This is a genomic window from Helicobacter rodentium ATCC 700285 (assembly GCF_000687535.1).
Classification (GTDB): Bacteria; Campylobacterota; Campylobacteria; order Campylobacterales; family Helicobacteraceae; genus Helicobacter_D; species Helicobacter_D rodentium.
Genome location: NZ_JHWC01000004.1, coordinates 22,006 through 39,807 on the forward strand (window position 1 = coordinate 22,006; position 17,802 = coordinate 39,807).

Consider the following 17,802-nt stretch of genomic DNA (forward strand, 5'->3'; position numbering starts at 1 on the left):
TTATTAATGACGAAAAATTATTCTATCGTTTTGCTAGGTGGTAGTAATTCTGTAATGGTAAATGGTTTGCAAAAAGGTTTGAGAGGAGAGAATGTAAAGCTGACAAATTTGGCTTTAGGTTCTTCTATTTCTCTGCAAAATCTTTATGAATTAAAAAGGGAGAGAAACCAAGAATCCTTACAAGAAGCGGATTTAATCATTACAGAAAGCAATATCAATGAGATTGCAAATCATCACGGATATAGTTTTGTTCCTCTTTCAACCATTCTTGCTAGTATCCATTGGCTCTATGAGGAATTGTATCGCTTAAAGAAAAAGGTACTCATTTTGCTTTTGCCCTATAATCCAAGCCTCTATGGGTATGCAACAGCAATTGACAATGCCCATAGGTCTTGCGCAAATCAATATGGCTTTAATTGTATAGATATGCAAGGACATTATGTTAAAGAAAATATGTTTGGATTCTATGGGGGTTTTGGAGCGCACCAAATGGCGAGATTAATGAGCTTTTTTGGGCAAAAGATTGTTCAAAACCTTAATGAATTTAAAGCCCCCAAAGAAAAAATCCCTTGCAACACGAGTCCAGAATTTAGAATCTTAACACCTAGAGAAATGCAGACTTCTGCGGGGGGGGGGGCATTTGACCTTATTAATTTGCAAAATTCTGCATTTTGTGAGGAGGCTTATCCCTTACGAAAAGGCATAAGGCTTCAATTCCCCAAAAATTGTGCGGGTTGGACGCTACTTGGAATCCACGCGTGGAATAGCGAGAAACCCAAAAATCAATGCAGTATTTATAATGCTTATTCTAGCATTCGCGTGATGACGCAAAATCATCAAATTTCTAAAAGTAGTTCGTCGATTCGTTTGTTTAACACTCTTAATACCCAGTTGCTTTTAGATGATAAAAGTTGTTGTGCATTTGATGAGACAAATTGCTACACAGAAAAAAGTGAGGCTGTGATTTTAACTCCTCATTCTTATACGATTCCTTATTTTAATTTGATTGATTTTTTCTTAGCTAAAGGTGGCAAGTGGGATTATGAGATTCCATTTAATCACGCAAATATCATTGTAGAATCAGAATATAATTTTGATTTTCTTGTTCCTGATGTGAAAGCTATCAAAGAAATGATTGAGGAATATTGCTTGAAAATGCAATTGACAAAGTCTCCACCTCCTAAAGAAGTCATCAAAGAAAAAGTCATTGTTAAAGAAAAATCAACCCCTAGCATTTACCTCGTAGCTAAAGATAGAATCCACAACCACCTAGCTTACAAACTAGGTTCTGCAATGATATTAAACTCTAAAAGCTTTTTAGGATATATAAGAATGCCTTATGTCTTATCTTATATTAAAGAAGCACATAAAAAAGAGATTGCAGACTATGAAGCAAAAGTTGCAAAGAATCCTAAATTAAAACTTCCTAAATTAGAATCCTATGCAGATTACAAAGAAGCTTTAAAAGAAAAAGAATGCTTTACTTATAAATTAGGACTTGCTTTAATGGAAGCAGATAAAACTTGGTATAAAGGAGGATATTTGAGATTCTTTTTTCAAGAGATACCCAAACTAAGGAGAGTATTAAAAGAGAAAAGAAAATGAGATTCCATTGTGTGCAACATTATAGATTTGCGCTAAAGTGGGTGAATTTGCTTACGCAAATGCACGCCAAGAAGTCTTACGATTTCTCGCAATGACGAAAAACCAAAGCATCTGCTACTCCGTCATTGCGAGGCAAAGCCGAAGCAATCCATAATCAAGCACACAGAAATCTTAACGATGGAATCCAAAAAGGCGAGATTCCACATTGTAGATTGCCACGACTTCTTACGAAGTCTCGCAATGACGAGATAGCAAATTTTCTGTCATTGCAAACGCAGTGAAACAATCCATAATCTTGCAAGTCAAAGATTCTACCACTTTTGTCATTGCGAGGCAAAGCCGAAGCAATCCATAATCAAGCACACAGAAATCTTAACGATGGAATCCAAAAAGGCGAGATTCCACATTATAGATTGCCACGAATCGCGTTGCGATTCTCGCAATGACGCAATCCAAAGGGCAAACAACTAAATATCAAACAAATCTTGTGTTTGTTTGCTGCTTTCAAGGAGGCTACTAAAATGCAAGATTCTACAAGTATTTTCTAAAAGCGCAAAAAGTTTAGAAAGAGCTTGTAAATCACGATGATAGGCATAAACCCCATAACCACGAATCACCATAATTTTTTTATCGTTTTCCTTGAAATATCTATTAATCTCCACATCGGCGCGTTCATACCAATTATCAAAATCCTTAGGATCATATATATTTAGTGTGCCTAGCATTTTATATCCAAAATAATCTTTAGGTACAATTTTATTATGCGTTAGCGTATAGGAAGTGGTAAAGGGTGGCATTCCATAGGCAATATATTTTGCATTAGGGATATTTTGATAAATTAAAGAATGGATAAAAGCGTCCATACTTGCATCATTCCACCGATAATCCCTTTTATGGTAGAGCATAATAAACGATTCCTCATCTAAATCATCAAATATTGCATCTTTTTTATTAATCAAAAAATGCCCTTCTTCTAGTTTTGTAGAAATTGAGCCGTGAAAGATTCCAAAGAAATTTTTGCGAAACATTGATAAAGAAATAGTTTTTAGATTTTTAAAAATCTCTGGATCAATACTATAATCCATATTATTCCTTTGTGATTCTTAATTACTTGCAAATAACGCATTCACTTGCGTGATAAAGTCTAGCGGATCCACTTGTGCGCCCCTAACTAGAATCCCAAAATGCAAATGCGGTCCGCTCACGCGTCCTGTTGCTCCACTTAGCGCAATCAAATCTCCCTTTTCAATTATATCGCCAACTTTCACTCTGATTTCACTGCAATGGTAATACATACTAAAGATTCCCTCTCCGTGGTCTAGCACCACAGAACCACCCGCTAAAAAGCGATTCTTTGCGATGACGACTTTACCGCGATTACTTGCGCGAATCTCTGTGCCAATTTGCGCACGAAAATCCGTCCCACTATGGTAGCTTTTCACCTCTTCATTAAAGACGCGCGCATTCCCGTATGTGCTAGTGATTTTACTATCCATTGGCAAAATAAATGCGGAATCCCAAAGCCGCTTTTGACTATAATTGCTATAAATCTTGTTTGCCTCCTCCCGTTCTTTTTTGATTCTTTCTTGATTCTTGGGGTTTGGTTTAGCTTTGCTTGGGCTAACTTGGATTTTTTCGCGTTTATAGTTTCCTTGCACAACCTCTACACTCGCGCCATTTTCTAATACAATAGAATTGGGTTTTGTATGGTAAGGAATCGATAGAATCGCGATTTTCTTACCTGCTTCGCTTGGGTGCGGAATCCAAGCATAAGTTTTTTTATTAATGACAATGGGTTTTGGATTCGTAAGCTGCGTAGATAAAATGATTGTTTTTCCATTTTCTACTTGAAACTTTGGCGAATCCACATTTCCAAGAGCATTTAAACTCCAAAAGAACATTATAAAAAATACAAAAATACTTTGCATAGCTTTACGCATTTGCGATTCCTTTAAAACTTTGAATTGTTAAAAGTGAAGCATAACAGAGTTTTACTTAAAAGTTAAATTTTGCTATAAAAATACCCATTTTTGACAAAATTTAATCGTAATTTTTAAGAAAGTTTAGTTTATTTTAGTAATTTAACTTGACAATATAAGACTAAAGTTATATAATTTCGCTTGAAATTTGAAAGAATAATTGCTAAAATTCAATTTTTAAGTTATTTAACATCAAAATTTAAGGAGCGAAAGTGCAAGAAGAGCAAAATAAAAATCAAGCTTTTGACGATTCGCAAGAGATGAGCGCATTACAAGAGGAAACGACAGAGGAAGAAACAGAATCCAAAGAAGCATTGCAAGCACAGATTGCAGAGTTAAAAGAACAATATGTGCGTGCTTATGCGGATTTTGAGAATACCAAAAAGCGTTTAATCCGCGATAAGGATCAAGCCTTAGAATATGCGTATGAGAAAATCGCTAAAGATTTGCTTCCAAGTCTTGATACGCTTGAGATTGCATTAAAAAGCATTCAAGATTCTAAAGTTAAAGGCGAGAACCAAGAGGAGATTTTAGACAAAATCCAAGAGGGCATTGCACTCACTTTGGATAATTTGCTAAAAACTCTAGCAAAACACGGGATTGAACCCATTTTAACCGAAGGTGGGTTTGACCCAAATTTTCACGATGCGATTATGCAAGTACAAAGCGAAGAGCACGAATCGGGTGAAATCGTTGCAGAAATGCAAAAAGGCTATAAATACAAAGAAAGGGTTTTGCGTCCCTCTATGGTTAGCATTGCCAAATAGGAATCGCAAAAGAATTTAATTTAAGAAAGGATAAAAAATGGGAAAAGTATTAGGAATTGATTTAGGAACAACAAACTCTGCAATGGCAGTATTTGAGGGTAATGAGGCAAAAATTATTGCAAACAAAGAGGGCAAAAACACAACCCCTTCTATTGTTGCATTTACCGATAAAGGCGAGGTTTTAGTCGGAGACCCTGCAAAGCGTCAGGCAATCACGAATCCAGAAAAAACGATTTATTCCATTAAAAGAATTATGGGATTAATGTTTAACGAGGACAAGGCGCAAGAAGCCAAAAAAAGACTTCCTTATAAAGTGGTGGATAGAAATGGTGCGTGTGCGATTGAGATTGCAGGTAAAGTTTATACACCACAAGAAATTTCAGCAAAAATTTTGATGAAATTAAAAGCAGACGCAGAAAGTTATTTGGGCGAGGAAGTTACAGAGGCTGTTATTACCGTTCCAGCGTATTTCAATGACGCACAAAGAAAGGCGACAAAAGAAGCAGGAACGATCGCGGGATTAAATGTTTTAAGGATTATTAACGAGCCAACAAGTGCGGCATTAGCGTATGGTTTGGATAAAAAGCATTCCGAAAATATTGTTGTTTATGACTTGGGCGGTGGAACCTTTGATGTAACCGTGCTTGAAACCGGCGATAATGTTGTAGAAGTAAAAGCCACAGGCGGAGACGCATTTTTGGGCGGTGATGACTTTGATAATGCCATCATTGATTGGGCAGCAGCAGAGTTTGAAAGCGAAAATGGAATCAATCTTAAAAATGATGTAATGGCACTCCAAAGATTAAAAGAAGCAGCAGAAAATGCGAAAAAAGAGTTAAGTAGTGCGCAAGAGACAGAAATTAACTTACCTTTCATTACTGCAGATTCTAGCGGTCCAAAACACTTAGTGAAAAAGCTTACCCGCGCGAAATTTGAAAGCCTCATTGAGCAATACATTAATCAAACCATTGATAAAATCGCAAGTGTTATTAAAGACGCAGATTTAGGTAAAAATGAGATTAATGAAGTTGTAATGGTGGGTGGTTCTACAAGGATTCCAAAGGTGCAAGAGCGCGTGAAAGACTTTATTGGGAAAGAATTGAACAAATCTGTGAATCCTGATGAAGTGGTTTCAATGGGTGCAGCGATTCAAGGCGGTGTCTTAAAGGGCGATGTGAAAGATGTGTTATTGCTTGATGTTACTCCACTCTCTTTGGGAATTGAAACACTAGGTGGCGTGATGACAAGAATCATTGAGCGCGGAACTACGATTCCAACAAAGAAAAATCAAGTTTTCTCTACCGCAGAGGACAATCAACCAGCGGTTACGATTCAGGTTTTACAAGGTGAGCGTGAGTTAGCGCGGGATAACAAAATGCTAGGAAACTTTGAGCTAAGCGGAATCCCAGCGGCTCCTCGTGGTGTGCCACAAATTGAAGTTACTTTTGACATTGACGCAAACGGAATCCTAACCGTAAGTGCAAAAGATAAGGCGACAGGCAAGGAACAAGAGATTAAAATCACAGGTTCTAGCGGATTGTCCGATTCTGAAATTGACAAAATGGTCAAAGACGCCGAGCTAAACAAAGAAGAGGATAAAAAGAAAAAAGAAATCATTGAAGTGCGCAACCAAGCCGATAGCCTCGTGTATCAAAGCCAAAAAAGCCTAGATGAGATGAAAGATAAAATTGACGCGAGTGAGGCGGAGAAAATCCAAAGCGCAATCACTGCATTGCAAGAGACATTAAAGAATGAAAATGCGACAAAAGAGGAGATTGAGGCAAAAGTAAAAGCTTTGACAGAAGCGAGTCATAAACTTGCAGAAGCAATGTATAAAAAAGATGAAAACGCACAGGGTGGTGGCGCACAAAACAAAAAAGACGATGATGTCATTGATGCAGAAGTAGAATAATTTAAAACAATAAAGATTGCGCCCTTTGGGGGCGTAATTGCTTTTATCCCGCTTACCATTTCGTCATTGCGAGATTCTGCGTTGGCGGAATCGTGGCAGTCTATAACCTTAAAAGATTCTATTGTAAAGATTTCTTTATGCGTAATTATGGATTGCTTCACTTCGTTCGCAATGACAAGTTTGGTAGCTTTGCGTCATTGCGAGGAATGAGCAAAGCAAATGACGAAGCAATCCACACTTAAAGCAGTCTTTAGATTTTCCATTTTGTTATTGCAAACGCTAGTATTGCAATCTATAATCTTGCATACTTTATGCTTTGCTACTTGCGTCATTGCGAGAAAATTTGAAAAATTTTCGTGGCAATCTATAATGTAGCATACTTTAAATTTTGCAATGGAATCTTTAAAAGTCTGAAGTTGAAAGTGATAGGCGAGATTCTATGTTATGGATTGCTTCGGCTTCACCTCGCAATGACAGCGGAGATAATACGTACAATAAAAAGCATACTACTCTGCGTCATTGCGGGATTCTGCGTTAGTGGAATCGTGGTGTGCGTTGCGTAAGCAACTCACCCGCTTTAGCGCAAATCTATAACTTAAATCACTTAAAAGATTCCATTGTGAAATATTTTTCAACCTCCCAAAATTCTTAAGAAAATGTAAAATTAAAATTTTAATTATGGAAATGCGTCATTAATATGCTACAATTCAGACTTTACTAGCTTTTTAAAGGATAATTATGCTTAGCGTTCCTATTGTGGATTTATCCCTTCTAAAGGGTGATGAGGCGCAAAGAGAGAAATTGTTTGAAGATTTGCGTTATGCCGCCCATACCATTGGATTCTTTTATCTTGTGGGACACGATGTGGATTGGAATCTATGTCAAAAACTCTTTGCATTAAGCAAAAAATTCTTTGCCTTGCCCCTAGAGGAAAAGTTAAAAATTAGCATTGACAATTCGCCGCATTTTAGAGGATATACGCAGGTGGGCGGGGAATATACGCTTGGTTCAAAAGATTGGAGAGAGGAGGTTGATCTAGGCTTTGAGGGAGAGGCTAGGGATTCTAATTTACCCGCGTATATGCGCCTACATGGACCAAACCAGTGGCTTCCCTCACAAAAAGAACTCCAAGAAACATTCTATTTGTGGCAGGAGCAAACAACCAAGATGGGCTTAACACTCTTAAAGGCTTTTTCTTTGGCACTCTATGGCAAGGAAGATGTTTTTGATGCACTTTTTAAAGAGGATATTTATCAGCACATTAAGTTAATCCATTATCCCGGAATCGCGCAAGAAGGAGAGGGGTATAGTCAAGCCACACAGGGCGTTGGAGCGCATAAAGACGATGGATTTTTAACGCTTTTGATGATTGATGAAGTGGGTGGATTGCAAGTGCAGTTGGATTCTAAAGAATGGATTGATGTGGGGCATAAAGACAAGGCGTTTGTGATTAATATCGGGGAGTTTTTGGAGTTAGCGACTAATGGTTATTTAAAAGCAACAATGCACCGCGTGAAGTCTCCCCTCAAAGGACAGGATAGAATCTCTATTCCAATGTTTTTAGGGGCGCAATTAGACAAAAGGATTCCGATATTCAAGCTTCCAAAGCATTTACAAGAGGAAATGCGCGGCATTGAAAACGACCCGACAAATCCACTAATTCCAGAGATTGGTTGGAATTACCTGAAGCACAGATTGCGCTCTCACAAAGAGGTTGCAAAAAGATTTTATAGCGACATTTACAACCCAAGCAATCCCGCAAATCCCATAAAAATCTCTGCCTTGCAATAGCCTCAAGGTTGCCTTGCAAATAAAATTCTATAGCAAAGAATAGAATTGCTATTAAGTTTTTGCCCATTTTTACGATATTATTGCATAGCAAATTCCAAGAGGAGGAATCAAGATGGCAGTTTCTTTTCAAAATAATCTTTTTAACAATCTTTTTGGCACGAATGCGTTTAACAACCTCAAGCCTCAAATAAAACACGAGGAAAAGCCTAAAACCGATGAAAAGGCAGAAAACGGGGATAAAGTCGCCTCTACGGATAAAAGCAATCGCGATTCTACCGCGATGAACCCAATAGAATCGCTACAATCTAGCATTGCAAGTAAGCTTATGCAGGCTTTAACAAGCTTTAGCACACAAAGAATGGCAAACCAATCTAATCTCTCCCAAGTCTTTGAAAATATCGCAAACAAGGCAAATAGCGCAAACGACATTGTCCAAAAGACGAGAGAGGAAATGGGAATGGACAAGGTGGAATCCCAAGACAAACCCAAAGGCACGATTGGCGAAATGGTAAGTGGTTCTTTTGTCGCTTATGAGAGTATTACCTACTCGCTAAGTTATGATAGTGCAAGTGGGCAGTTTTCCCATAGTTTATCGTATTCTGCGGGATTTGTGGCGAATTTCAACACCGCATTAACAGACAAAAACGGCAATCAAATCACAACACAAAGCAAACTAGCACTCGGAGAAAACTTCACAAATCAAATCACAGGCGGACTAGAATCCCTCACGGAGGATTTGAAAAAGCTTTTTGAAGGGCAAACTTTTGAAATTGACTTTGATGGAGATTTTAGCGACTTTGGCGAGGAATTGCAAAATAGCCTTAACGATATGCTATTCTTGTTTGAAAGCAAGGACGATTCTATTTCTAAAGCCCTACAAAATCCGCAAAATAATGCTTTGACAAGTAACAAAGAATCACAGCTTAATTCTATGGCAGAAATCTTTGAGAGTCTTAAAAATGCCCTACAATCTAGCCTTGAAATGTTTGTGGGGATTCCTAAAAACGAGCAAACCCCTCCCGCCCTTGCAGATTGGATTAAAAACCAAAATAATCTAACTATCACCGCAACTTACGAGCAATACAATGCGCAGTGGGTAGGCAGACAGCTAGACGATTCTAGTTTATTCTTTGGCTCTTTGAATGCGATGAATGCTTCGTTTAAGTGGGAGGCGTAGGGGTTTCTTGTATTTAGGACTTTTCATTATACTTGGATTCTTCAATGGAATCTTTACAGGCGAGACTTGATGTTATGGATTTGCGCAGTGGTGCGTATTGTGAATGTAACCAATCCATATTAGAGAAAGTTTAAGCGGAATGTTTAGTCTCCATAGCCCTAAAAGGGCTTTCGCGGGAGATAATAATGAAATCTAAACAGGAAATACACGGATTGTAGGGTCTAAGGATTCTTGCAATACAGATTCAATCGCAAAGAGTGTGCCTGTTGCTCCACTTGCGCAACCACTACAAGCACCCAAATAACGTATATAAACATCTGTGTAGCCATCACTTGCGTTTTTTAAGTCAATAATCTCCATATTTCCGCCGTCCATCATTAACATCGGGCGGATTTTTTCATCAATCACGCTTTCAATCGCCTTGCTTTTTTGAATAATCGTCATATTTGCGAAGTCCAAATTTCCCTGTGATTCTAAATCCGCTTTGTTTTTGAGGGCTTCCTCCTCCATTTCTGCACGTACATCACGCAAAATATCCACTAAATAATATTCTCTCTCCTCGTGTCCTCCGGGCTTAATGCAGCTTTTACAAAAAGCACCTGCTTTGGTGTATTCTGTGATTTCCTCAATGGTTTTAAGATTGTTAAGTTTAATCACTTCTTTGAGTGTGCCAAGACTAACCCTCGCGCACTCGCACACGATGATTTCATCTTCAAAATCCTCTGGATTCTTGCCTAAATAAAGCGCGGCTGCTTTTTTAATCACATCATAAGCCATTACGGAGCAGTGCATTTTTTGTCCCGGAACTGCTGGAGTGTCTGGCTCATCACGCAAGGCTTTTTCTACATCAATGTTTGTGATTTTTACTGCTTCTTGCACCTTTTTGCCAAGGCAGAGTTCCACCATCATATCGCTACTTGCAATCGCGGTTCCACAGCCAAAACTCTTAAATTTCGCATCTACAATCGTATCATTGCTATCAATGAGCCAATAAAGGCGCACCGCATCACCACAAGCCTCCGCACCATAATCTGCCACAATGAGTTTCAATCCTCTTTTGTCTGCTTCTTCTTGAGTGATGACGCCTAAATGAGTTGGGTTGTCCATTCTTTCGCTAACTTTTTTACTATATGCGTCCCACAACGCACCACCTAATAATTCATTTTTTGCCATATTTCTTTCCTTTTAATAACTGCTTGAAATAGAGCGCAAACGCGCAATAGATTTTTTAAAAATTTCAATCGTATAATCAATTTCCTCTTGTGTTGTGAAGCGACTAAGTGAGATTCTAATCGCGGTATGTGCTAATTCTTTATCCGCACCAATCGCGCTCATTACAGGATTTGCTTCTAAATCCTCACTCGCACACGCACTTCCGGTAGAACAAGCGATTCCATATTTATTTAAATCCCATAGCATTGCTTCGCCCTCAACACCGCGAATGCTAACTAGAGTTGTATTTGGCACACGCAAAGAACGATGACCCACTGCAAAAACATCTGGAATCTCAAGCAGTGCGTCCTCTAATCTATCGCGCAAATGACGCACATTGTTGCGTTCAAAGTCTAAATGCAAACTTGCTTGTCGCATTGCCTCTCCCAAGGCGACAATGTAAGGCACATTGAGTGTTCCGCTGCGTCTGCCACCCATATGTTCTCCGCCGTGGAATAGGGGAGTGAGCTTCACGCCTTTGCGGATATAAAGCCCTCCGATTCCTTTAGGGGCGTGGAATTTATGTCCGCTAAAGCTTAGAAAATCTACCTGCGCTTTTTGCACATCTACAGGGATTTTACCGATTGCTTGCACGGCGTCTGTGTGGAATAGGATTCCGTGTTTTTTGCAAATTGCTCCAATCTCCTCAATGGGGAAGATGATTCCGGTTTCATTGTTTGCCCACATTATGCTAACCAATGCAGTTTTGTCTGTAATGGCGACTTCCAAGTCTTTTGGGCTCAAAGTGCCATTTTCGCCCACAGGCAGATAGGTTACTTCTACGCCCAAGCTTTCCAAGAACCGACAGGTAGCAAGAATCGCTGGGTGTTCTACTTGCGTTGTGATGATATGATTCTTTTCGCCAAAGCGCAAAATGTCAAAATAAACGCCCTTTAATACCCAATTATTGCTTTCTGTTGCGCAAGAAGTAATGATAATATCGTCCTCATCGTGCGCATTAATCCCCTCATAGAGATGATTGAAAGCCTCGCGGATTGCCGTGTGTGTCTCTGTCCCAAAGCTATGCAGTGAGTTTGGATTGCCATATTTTTCACAAAAATAAGGTTCCATTAATTCCTTTGCTCTTGGGTCTAGCATTGTGGTTGCATTATTGTCTAAATACACCCTTTTGTTGGAATGATTCATAATCGTCCTTTCTTAATAAAAACTAAATAATACTTGTTTATGTAAAATGCGTTTAGCTTTTACTCTAAAAAAGCTTAAATATTTTTAAAATCCAAAATAAATCTTTATTATGAGTGGTGAATTTGCAAGGCGCGTTCCAAATCCTCTTTGGTGTCAATGCCAAATGATTGGGATTCTACCTTTGCCATTACAATCGTTTGAGATGCTTCAATGGCGCGTAATTGCTCTAGCTTTTCTATGGATTCTAGGTTGGATTTTGGTAATTTACAAAACTTCTGCAAACTTCCTCCGCTAAAGGCGTAAATTCCTAAATGTCCTAAGTATTGCACGGATTCTGTATTTTCTCTATTATAAGGAATCACGGAGCGCGAAAAGTAAATGGCTTCATTTTTGGAGTTTAGCACGACTTTAACAAGATTTGGGTCTTGTGCTTGTTCCTTTGTAATAGGCTTTGCACAACTTCCCATAAAGGGAATCGCACCACGCTTTTTTCTCTCGCTTTCCATTAAATGCTTCAAGCTCAAAATCACCTCTTGCTCCAAAAAAGGCTCATCACCTTGTAGATTAATGATGATTTCATTTTTATGAAGATTGAGGATTCTTGCGCACTCTGCGATTCTGTCTGTGCCACTTTCGTGCGTGTTGCTTGTAAGGATTGAGCGCACATTATAACGCATACAAACTTCTGCGATAATGGGTTCATCACAAGCCACGACTACATCGTCAATTTCTTTTGCAAGTTCTGCAGTGCGCACAATCATCGGGATTCCGTGAATTTGTGCTAAAACTTTATTGGGAAAACGCGTGGATTTTAATCTTGCTGGAATGATGATCATTGAAAACTCCTTGTTTTTAAGTTAAAGAAGCAAACAAACCAAATCTCCCACACTTTTGGTCTCTGCGATATGAAAAATAGGCGGAGGAGCAACAAGTGCAATGAGGAGAAAATGTATAATTTGTAATATTTGCTTCTTGAAATTGCTTTAAAATAATGGCGGTTAAGTCTAAAAATATTTTACCTTGTTGTAAGATTTTACCTGTTTCAAAGAAACAATCAGAAAAGATCTCTTCTCCTACTTCATAACAGCACGCACGAATAGAAGGTCCTACATAGGCAAACAAATCAGATGTATTGGTGTTAAATTTTTCTTGCATTTGTTTTAGCGCGTTTGGGATTATGCCTTTTTGTAGTCCTACTCTTCCTCCGTGCAGTAATGCTAAGACATTGTGTTTGGGGTCAAAAAGTAGAATCGGATTGCAATCTGCTACCATAATCAGCCCAATAATATTTTTTTGTGCAATGAGGATTCCATCTCCATTTCCTAGCAATCCTCCTTGATTGGCTTGTAAAACTTCTTGACTATGTATTTGATTCAAATAAGCAAGAGAGGAGAGGGGGAGGGGCGCAATACACAAAGAGCGATTCTGTTCTATGGTTACTTTAGAATCTCCTCCGGCGTGAAATGCAATATTTAAGGGAGCGCAGCTTAAAAAAGCCTTGATTCCATCAGGTGTAGAAATGTGTTCAATCAAAGGAGAAGCAGAATCTATCATAAGCTTTTTTCGTAAGTTTCATAATCTTGCATAATTTGCCAAACGCCTTTGGAAATATCCAAGAGAGGGTTGGGAGAGAGGTGGATTTGCATACGCAATTCTTTTTCTAAAAAGTCTTTCAGCCCCGGAATGAGAGCTAGTCCTCCTGTAAGGGTTGCACCATCTTCAATAAGGTCAGGAGCAATTTGAGGTGGTGCATTGTGGATCGCTTCAATAATTACACTCTTGATTTTATAAAGATTGTTTAAAATGACATCTTTAAATTCTTCTAAATCCAATTCGCATTCTATGGGCATACCATTTGCAAGATTTTTCGCGCCAATGTGCATTGTGGGATTTTTGTCAAAGACATTCACTTTGCGCTTTAAGCTTTCTGCCATTTCTTTGCTGATTCCGATATTTTTGTTATGACGGCAATATTCCATTAGGGCGTAATCCATAAAATCCCCCGCTTCCTTTGTGAAAGCACTCGTAATAAGTCCATTAAGGGAAATAATGCTGACTTCTACTAATCCACCTCCTGCGTCAATAATCATTTTTGCACGCGCGGTAGATATGTCTAAACCTGCCCCTACACTTGCGCTAAAGGGGTCTTCTATTAGCAAAACCTCTTTGGCTCCAGCAAGCATTGTTGCTTCATAAAGAGAGTGTCTTTCAACTTGTGTAAGATTTTGAGGAATACTAATACCAACACGCGGTGCAAGTGAGCCTGTTTTGCCCTTTTGTAAAATTGCATTCATAAAAATCTTAGTTGTTTCAAAGTCGCTAATTGCTCCATTTAAAAGTGGATTAATGACTTCAATTTCACTTGGTGTGCGCCCTAGCATTTTCTTAGCAGAATCCCCAATAGTAATAATACGGCGAGATGCAAACTTATTTTCAAGTGCAATACAAGTTGCTTCACAAAATAAAGTTTCCTCAAGGTTGTTGCGCACAATAGTATTTACCGTGCCTAAATCAATTGCAATATCGTTCCGTTCAAAAATTCCCATATAAAGCTCCGATGATTCACAATACATAAAAATTATAAATTTTTTATATTATATACTAAAGCCAATCATTTTGTATATGCTTTTTGATATAATGTGCAAAAATTTAAAATTTTTTGTTAATAAAGGTAAAAGAATGGCATTGGTTGCGTGTTATGTTTTATTTTTTAGTATTCCTAAGCTTGTTTTATCACTTTTACAGATAAACTTTCTTAAACAAGAAAGAGTTAAAAGCCCCTATATTTTGGAATCCAATGCTTTTTTGAAAGCAGCAGATTATGCGATTGTGCGCGAGAGAATTTCGGTAGCAAATATTCTTGTGGATATGTTGCTAATTAGTTTTTGGATTCTTTTTGGATTGTCTGCTTTGGATTCCGTGTTAGAGCTTTCACCCCTTGTAAAATCTGTTGCCTTTGTGCTTTGTTTTCTTGTAGTTGGCGCATTGGCTAATTTGCCCTTTGAGGCTTATCAAACCTTAGTGGTGGATAAAAAGTTTGGTTTTGCAAAAGGCGGAGTAAAACTTTTTATCTTGGATAGCCTAAAGTCTTTTGGGCTTTTACTTGTGGTGGGTGGAATTTTGATTTTAATTTTTAGTTGGATTATTTTAGAAGTGCAGTTTTGGGAAATGTATGTTTTTATTTTTGGCGTAGTTTTAATTGTGGGGGTTAATTTTTTGTATCCTATCTTGATTGCGCCGATGTTTAATAAATTTACTCCTCTTGAAAATGTGGAATTAAACGATAAAATTGATGCTCTTTTAAAATGTGTGGGATTCCAAAGCAAGGGTGTATTTGTAATGGACGCCTCCAAACGCGATGGAAGACTGAATGCTTATTTTGCAGGATTGGGACGCGCAAAACGCGTGATTTTGTTTGATACTTTGTTAAATAAGATTCCGCATTCCTCCATTCTTGCTGTTTTGGGACACGAATTAGGGCATTTCAAGCATTATGATATTTATAAAATGATGGTTTTGGTGCTTGGATTTTTTGGTGCATTGTTATTTGTGGTGGCAAATTTACCCGAATCTTTGTTTTTGAGTGCAAATGTAGAAAGAAATGTGCATACACTCATCGTTTTTTTGTTGCTTTTAAGTGCGCCGATTGGATTTTACTTTATGCTTCTTGTGAATTGGCAGAGTTGTCAAAATGAATTTGCCGCAGATAAATTTGGTGCGAGTTTAACTAGTGCGGAATCTCTAGCGAACGCTTTATTGGTGCTTGTGAAAGAAAATAATTCCTTTCCTCTAGCGCACCCTTTGTATATGCGATTCTTTTATAGCCACCCGCCTTTAATGGCGCGTTTAATGGCGTTAGGTTGTGAAAATCTAGCAAATTGTGCAAACAAGTCCCAAGAAGTTTAGTCAATGGAATCTCTATGGAGCATTAAAAAAGCCTTAGAATATGGCGTAATACAGCTAAAAAAAAGCGGTATTCCGCGACCCATATTAGAATCTGAAATTCTACTTGGATTTGTTTTGGGAAAGTCAAGGATTGCTTTGCAATGCGATTTTGAAAAGACTATGGATTACTTTTGGTTAGAATCTTTTAAGCGATTAATTCAACGTAGAAGTTTGTATGAACCCATTGAGTATTTGATTGAGAAAGTAAGTTTTTATGGAGAGGAATTATATGTATCTTATGGAGCATTGATTCCAAGACCAGAAACAGAGATTTTAGTGCAAAAAGCAATGGATTTGATTCAAGAGAAGTCTTGTGCAAAGATTGCAGAAATTGGGGTGGGTAGCGGTGCGATTAGCGTAATGTTGTCGCATTTATTGAGAAATTCTCAATTAGAATTTCACGCAAGTGATATTTCTCCAGAAGCTCTCTTTAATGCTTATGTAAATAAAGTGAAGTTTCAAGCTAACAATCTTACATTGCACAAAAGTGCCTATTTGGATTTTAATGAAAGTTTGAAAATTTCTTTTGACTTGCTTCTTTCTAATCCTCCCTATATTAAAGAAGGAGAGATTCTGCCTCCCTCACTCAAGTTTGAGCCACAAAATGCACTTTTTGGAGGTAAAAGAGGAGATGAGATTCTACTTAAAGTTATCCAACTTGGTTTTCAGCTAGGGATTCCATTTTTAATTTGTGAAATGGGATATAATCAAAGGGAGAGTGTAGAATCTTATTTGCAAACTTTGCCACACAAGTCGCTAGAGTTTTATCAAGATTTAGCGGGGTTGGATAGGGGTTTTGTAGTAGAATTTTGAGAGATTCTTTATTAAAAAACTTTATCATTTTTGCAAATTATAATCTTGCTTATGCTAAAATCTGCTATTTCTAAATCATTAATTATATAAGGTTGATAAATGCTACGATTTGCACCCTCGCCAACAGGTGATATGCACACAGGAAATTTACGCGCAGCAATATTTAATTATATTTTGGCTAAGCAAAAAAATGAAAAATTTTTACTTCGTATTGAAGATACAGATACTGCACGCAATATTGAAGGTAAAGATAAAGAGATAATGTTTTTATTGAATCTTTTTGGAATCACTTGGGATAATCTTGTGTATCAGAGTGATAATTTTCCACGTCATCGTCAATTGGCGGAATATTTAATTAGCAAGGGTGATGCGTTTTATTGCTATTGTACGAAAGAGTTTTTAGAGCAAAAACGGGAGGAGGCAAAAGAGAGACGCGAGGCTTTCCGTTATGATGATAGCTGGGCAGAGTTAGAAAAGGCGAGTAATCCTAAGCCAGTGGTGCGTTTGCGTGGTTCTAAAGAGGAAATAAAATTTGTAGATTGCATTAAAGGTGAGATTCAATTTGCCCCAAACGAAGTGGATAGTTTCGTAATATTAAAAGAAGACGGAATCCCTACTTATAACTTTGCTTGTGCGGTAGATGATATGCTTTATGATGTGGATTTCATTGTGCGCGGTGAAGACCATGTGAGTAATACTCCAAAGCAAATGTTGATTCATAAAGATTTAAATTACAATAAAGAAATGAAGTTTGCCCATTTGCCGATTCTCTTAAATGATGAGGGAAAAAAAATGAGCAAACGCGATAACGCTTCTAGTGTCCAATGGTTGCTAGATTCCGGATTTTTGCCTCAAGCAATCGTTAATTACCTTATCTTAATGGGCAACAAAACACCTTGTGAAGTTTTTACATTGCAAGATTCTTTGGAATGGTTTGATATTTGCAAAATTGCTAAAGCTCCAGCACATTTTGATATGGATAAACTAAAATTCCTCAATCGTGAGCATTTTAAACGCATTAATGAGCAAGATTTAGCAGTTCTTTTAGGGTATAAAGACGCTTCTATTGGCGCGTTGGCAAAAATTTATTTACAAGAAGCAAGCACATTGAATGAAATCAGAGAAAAAATTGATAAAATTTTTGCTAATAAAACATTGCTCTTAAATCAAATTCAAGAATCCGCACAGAGTGAAATTCAAAGTAATGAAATTTTGGAATTTAAAGCAGAAATCATTGATTTACAAAAGGTTATTTTAGGAATGTTAGAATCTCAAGATTGGGCAAAAAGCGAATTTAATACCTTTAAAGAAAGCGCAATGCAAATAAGTGCTTTAAAAGGCAAAAAATTCTTTAAGCCTTTGCGATTTTTGCTCACAGGATTTGTGAATGGTCCAGAGTTAAGCGATTTGTTCCCTATCTTGCGCTTATTTTTAAAAGATATTGTAAGGAGTTGA

At 37.7% G+C, this 17,802-nt stretch carries 18 protein-coding genes; 11 read left to right on the top strand and 7 right to left on the bottom strand.

Translation table 11 applies throughout. From position 1 onward, the window contains the following. Window positions 1-6 precede the first annotated feature (6 nt). From BS85_RS11910 to BS85_RS12050, 3 genes are all read left to right on the top strand, one after another. A complete protein-coding gene (locus tag BS85_RS11910; protein ID WP_051604675.1) occupies window positions 7-1,605 on the top strand; it encodes a hypothetical protein in 1,599 nt (532 codons plus the stop codon). A 125-nt stretch (window positions 1,606-1,730) separates the two neighbouring features. After that, window positions 1,731-1,886 (top strand): hypothetical protein, encoded by a 156-nt coding sequence (locus BS85_RS11290; RefSeq protein ID WP_156938039.1) that lies wholly within the window; start codon window positions 1,731-1,733, stop codon window positions 1,884-1,886. A gap of 39 nt (window positions 1,887-1,925) precedes the next feature. Continuing rightward, complete coding sequence (locus BS85_RS12050) at window positions 1,926-2,051, top strand: hypothetical protein (protein WP_281173567.1); 126 nt, start codon at window positions 1,926-1,928, stop codon at window positions 2,049-2,051. 21 nt (window positions 2,052-2,072) lie between these two features. Here BS85_RS12050 and BS85_RS0103805 read toward each other — a convergent pair whose 3' ends face one another. Next, on the bottom strand, window positions 2,073-2,690 hold the full coding sequence (locus tag BS85_RS0103805; protein WP_034551125.1) for a class II aldolase and adducin N-terminal domain-containing protein: 618 nt from the start codon (window positions 2,688-2,690) through the stop codon (window positions 2,073-2,075). Between the two features lie 18 nt (window positions 2,691-2,708). After that, window positions 2,709-3,545 (bottom strand): peptidoglycan metallopeptidase Pgp3, encoded by an 837-nt coding sequence (gene pgp3 / locus BS85_RS0103810; protein ID WP_342665507.1) that lies wholly within the window; start codon window positions 3,543-3,545, stop codon window positions 2,709-2,711. Window positions 3,546-3,796: 251 nt separating this feature from the next. Between pgp3 and grpE the strand changes: the two genes are divergently transcribed. From grpE to BS85_RS0103830, 5 genes are all read left to right on the top strand, one after another. Beyond that, entirely contained in the window at window positions 3,797-4,351 is a 555-nt protein-coding gene (gene grpE / locus BS85_RS0103815; RefSeq protein WP_026943637.1) for a nucleotide exchange factor GrpE, read from the top strand. Between the two features lie 37 nt (window positions 4,352-4,388). Continuing rightward, window positions 4,389-6,263, top strand: a complete 1,875-nt coding sequence (gene dnaK, locus BS85_RS0103820; RefSeq protein ID WP_026943638.1) for a molecular chaperone DnaK — start codon at window positions 4,389-4,391, stop codon at window positions 6,261-6,263. A 356-nt stretch (window positions 6,264-6,619) separates the two neighbouring features. Continuing rightward, complete coding sequence (locus BS85_RS11300; RefSeq protein ID WP_156938040.1) at window positions 6,620-6,826, top strand: hypothetical protein; 207 nt, start codon at window positions 6,620-6,622, stop codon at window positions 6,824-6,826. Between the two features lie 175 nt (window positions 6,827-7,001). Further along, the gene (locus BS85_RS0103825; protein ID WP_026943639.1) at window positions 7,002-8,054 is read left to right on the top strand and encodes an isopenicillin N synthase family dioxygenase; all 1,053 of its coding nucleotides are present in this window, start codon (window positions 7,002-7,004) and stop codon (window positions 8,052-8,054) included. Between the two features lie 112 nt (window positions 8,055-8,166). Continuing rightward, window positions 8,167-9,231 carry a hypothetical protein gene (locus BS85_RS0103830; RefSeq protein ID WP_026943640.1) on the top strand — a complete coding sequence of 355 codons (1,065 nt, stop codon included), beginning with the start codon at window positions 8,167-8,169 and terminating at the stop codon, window positions 9,229-9,231. A gap of 192 nt (window positions 9,232-9,423) precedes the next feature. On the opposite strand, the gene BS85_RS0103835 is transcribed toward BS85_RS0103830, so the two are convergent. The 5 genes from BS85_RS0103835 to BS85_RS0103855 form a co-directional block, all read right to left on the bottom strand. Next, entirely contained in the window at window positions 9,424-10,404 is a 981-nt protein-coding gene (locus tag BS85_RS0103835) for an iron-sulfur cluster assembly scaffold protein NifU (RefSeq protein ID WP_026943641.1), read from the bottom strand. A 12-nt stretch (window positions 10,405-10,416) separates the two neighbouring features. Then, a complete protein-coding gene (locus BS85_RS0103840; RefSeq protein ID WP_026943642.1) occupies window positions 10,417-11,589 on the bottom strand; it encodes a NifS family cysteine desulfurase in 1,173 nt (390 codons plus the stop codon). A gap of 107 nt (window positions 11,590-11,696) precedes the next feature. Beyond that, window positions 11,697-12,425 carry a 3-deoxy-manno-octulosonate cytidylyltransferase gene (kdsB, locus tag BS85_RS0103845; protein WP_026943643.1) on the bottom strand — a complete coding sequence of 243 codons (729 nt, stop codon included), beginning with the start codon at window positions 12,423-12,425 and terminating at the stop codon, window positions 11,697-11,699. A 16-nt stretch (window positions 12,426-12,441) separates the two neighbouring features. Continuing rightward, window positions 12,442-13,143 carry a peptidoglycan editing factor PgeF gene (pgeF, locus tag BS85_RS0103850; protein ID WP_051604676.1) on the bottom strand — a complete coding sequence of 234 codons (702 nt, stop codon included), beginning with the start codon at window positions 13,141-13,143 and terminating at the stop codon, window positions 12,442-12,444. Continuing rightward, window positions 13,140-14,135, bottom strand: coding sequence for a rod shape-determining protein (locus BS85_RS0103855; RefSeq protein ID WP_026943645.1), 996 nt, complete (start codon window positions 14,133-14,135; stop codon window positions 13,140-13,142). The genes pgeF and BS85_RS0103855 overlap by 4 nt, the downstream gene beginning before the upstream one ends. Before the next feature lie 133 nt (window positions 14,136-14,268). Between BS85_RS0103855 and BS85_RS0103860 the strand changes: the two genes are divergently transcribed. The 3 genes from BS85_RS0103860 to gltX all read left to right on the top strand — a co-directional run bounded on the left by BS85_RS0103860 (window position 14,269) and on the right by gltX (window position 17,802). Next, on the top strand, window positions 14,269-15,495 hold the full coding sequence (locus BS85_RS0103860) for a M48 family metallopeptidase (protein ID WP_026943646.1): 1,227 nt from the start codon (window positions 14,269-14,271) through the stop codon (window positions 15,493-15,495). Window positions 15,496-15,498: 3 nt separating this feature from the next. Further along, entirely contained in the window at window positions 15,499-16,347 is an 849-nt protein-coding gene (locus BS85_RS0103865) for a HemK/PrmC family methyltransferase (protein WP_026943647.1), read from the top strand. 99 nt (window positions 16,348-16,446) lie between these two features. Beyond that, entirely contained in the window at window positions 16,447-17,802 is a 1,356-nt protein-coding gene (gene gltX, locus BS85_RS0103870; RefSeq protein ID WP_026943648.1) for a glutamate--tRNA ligase, read from the top strand.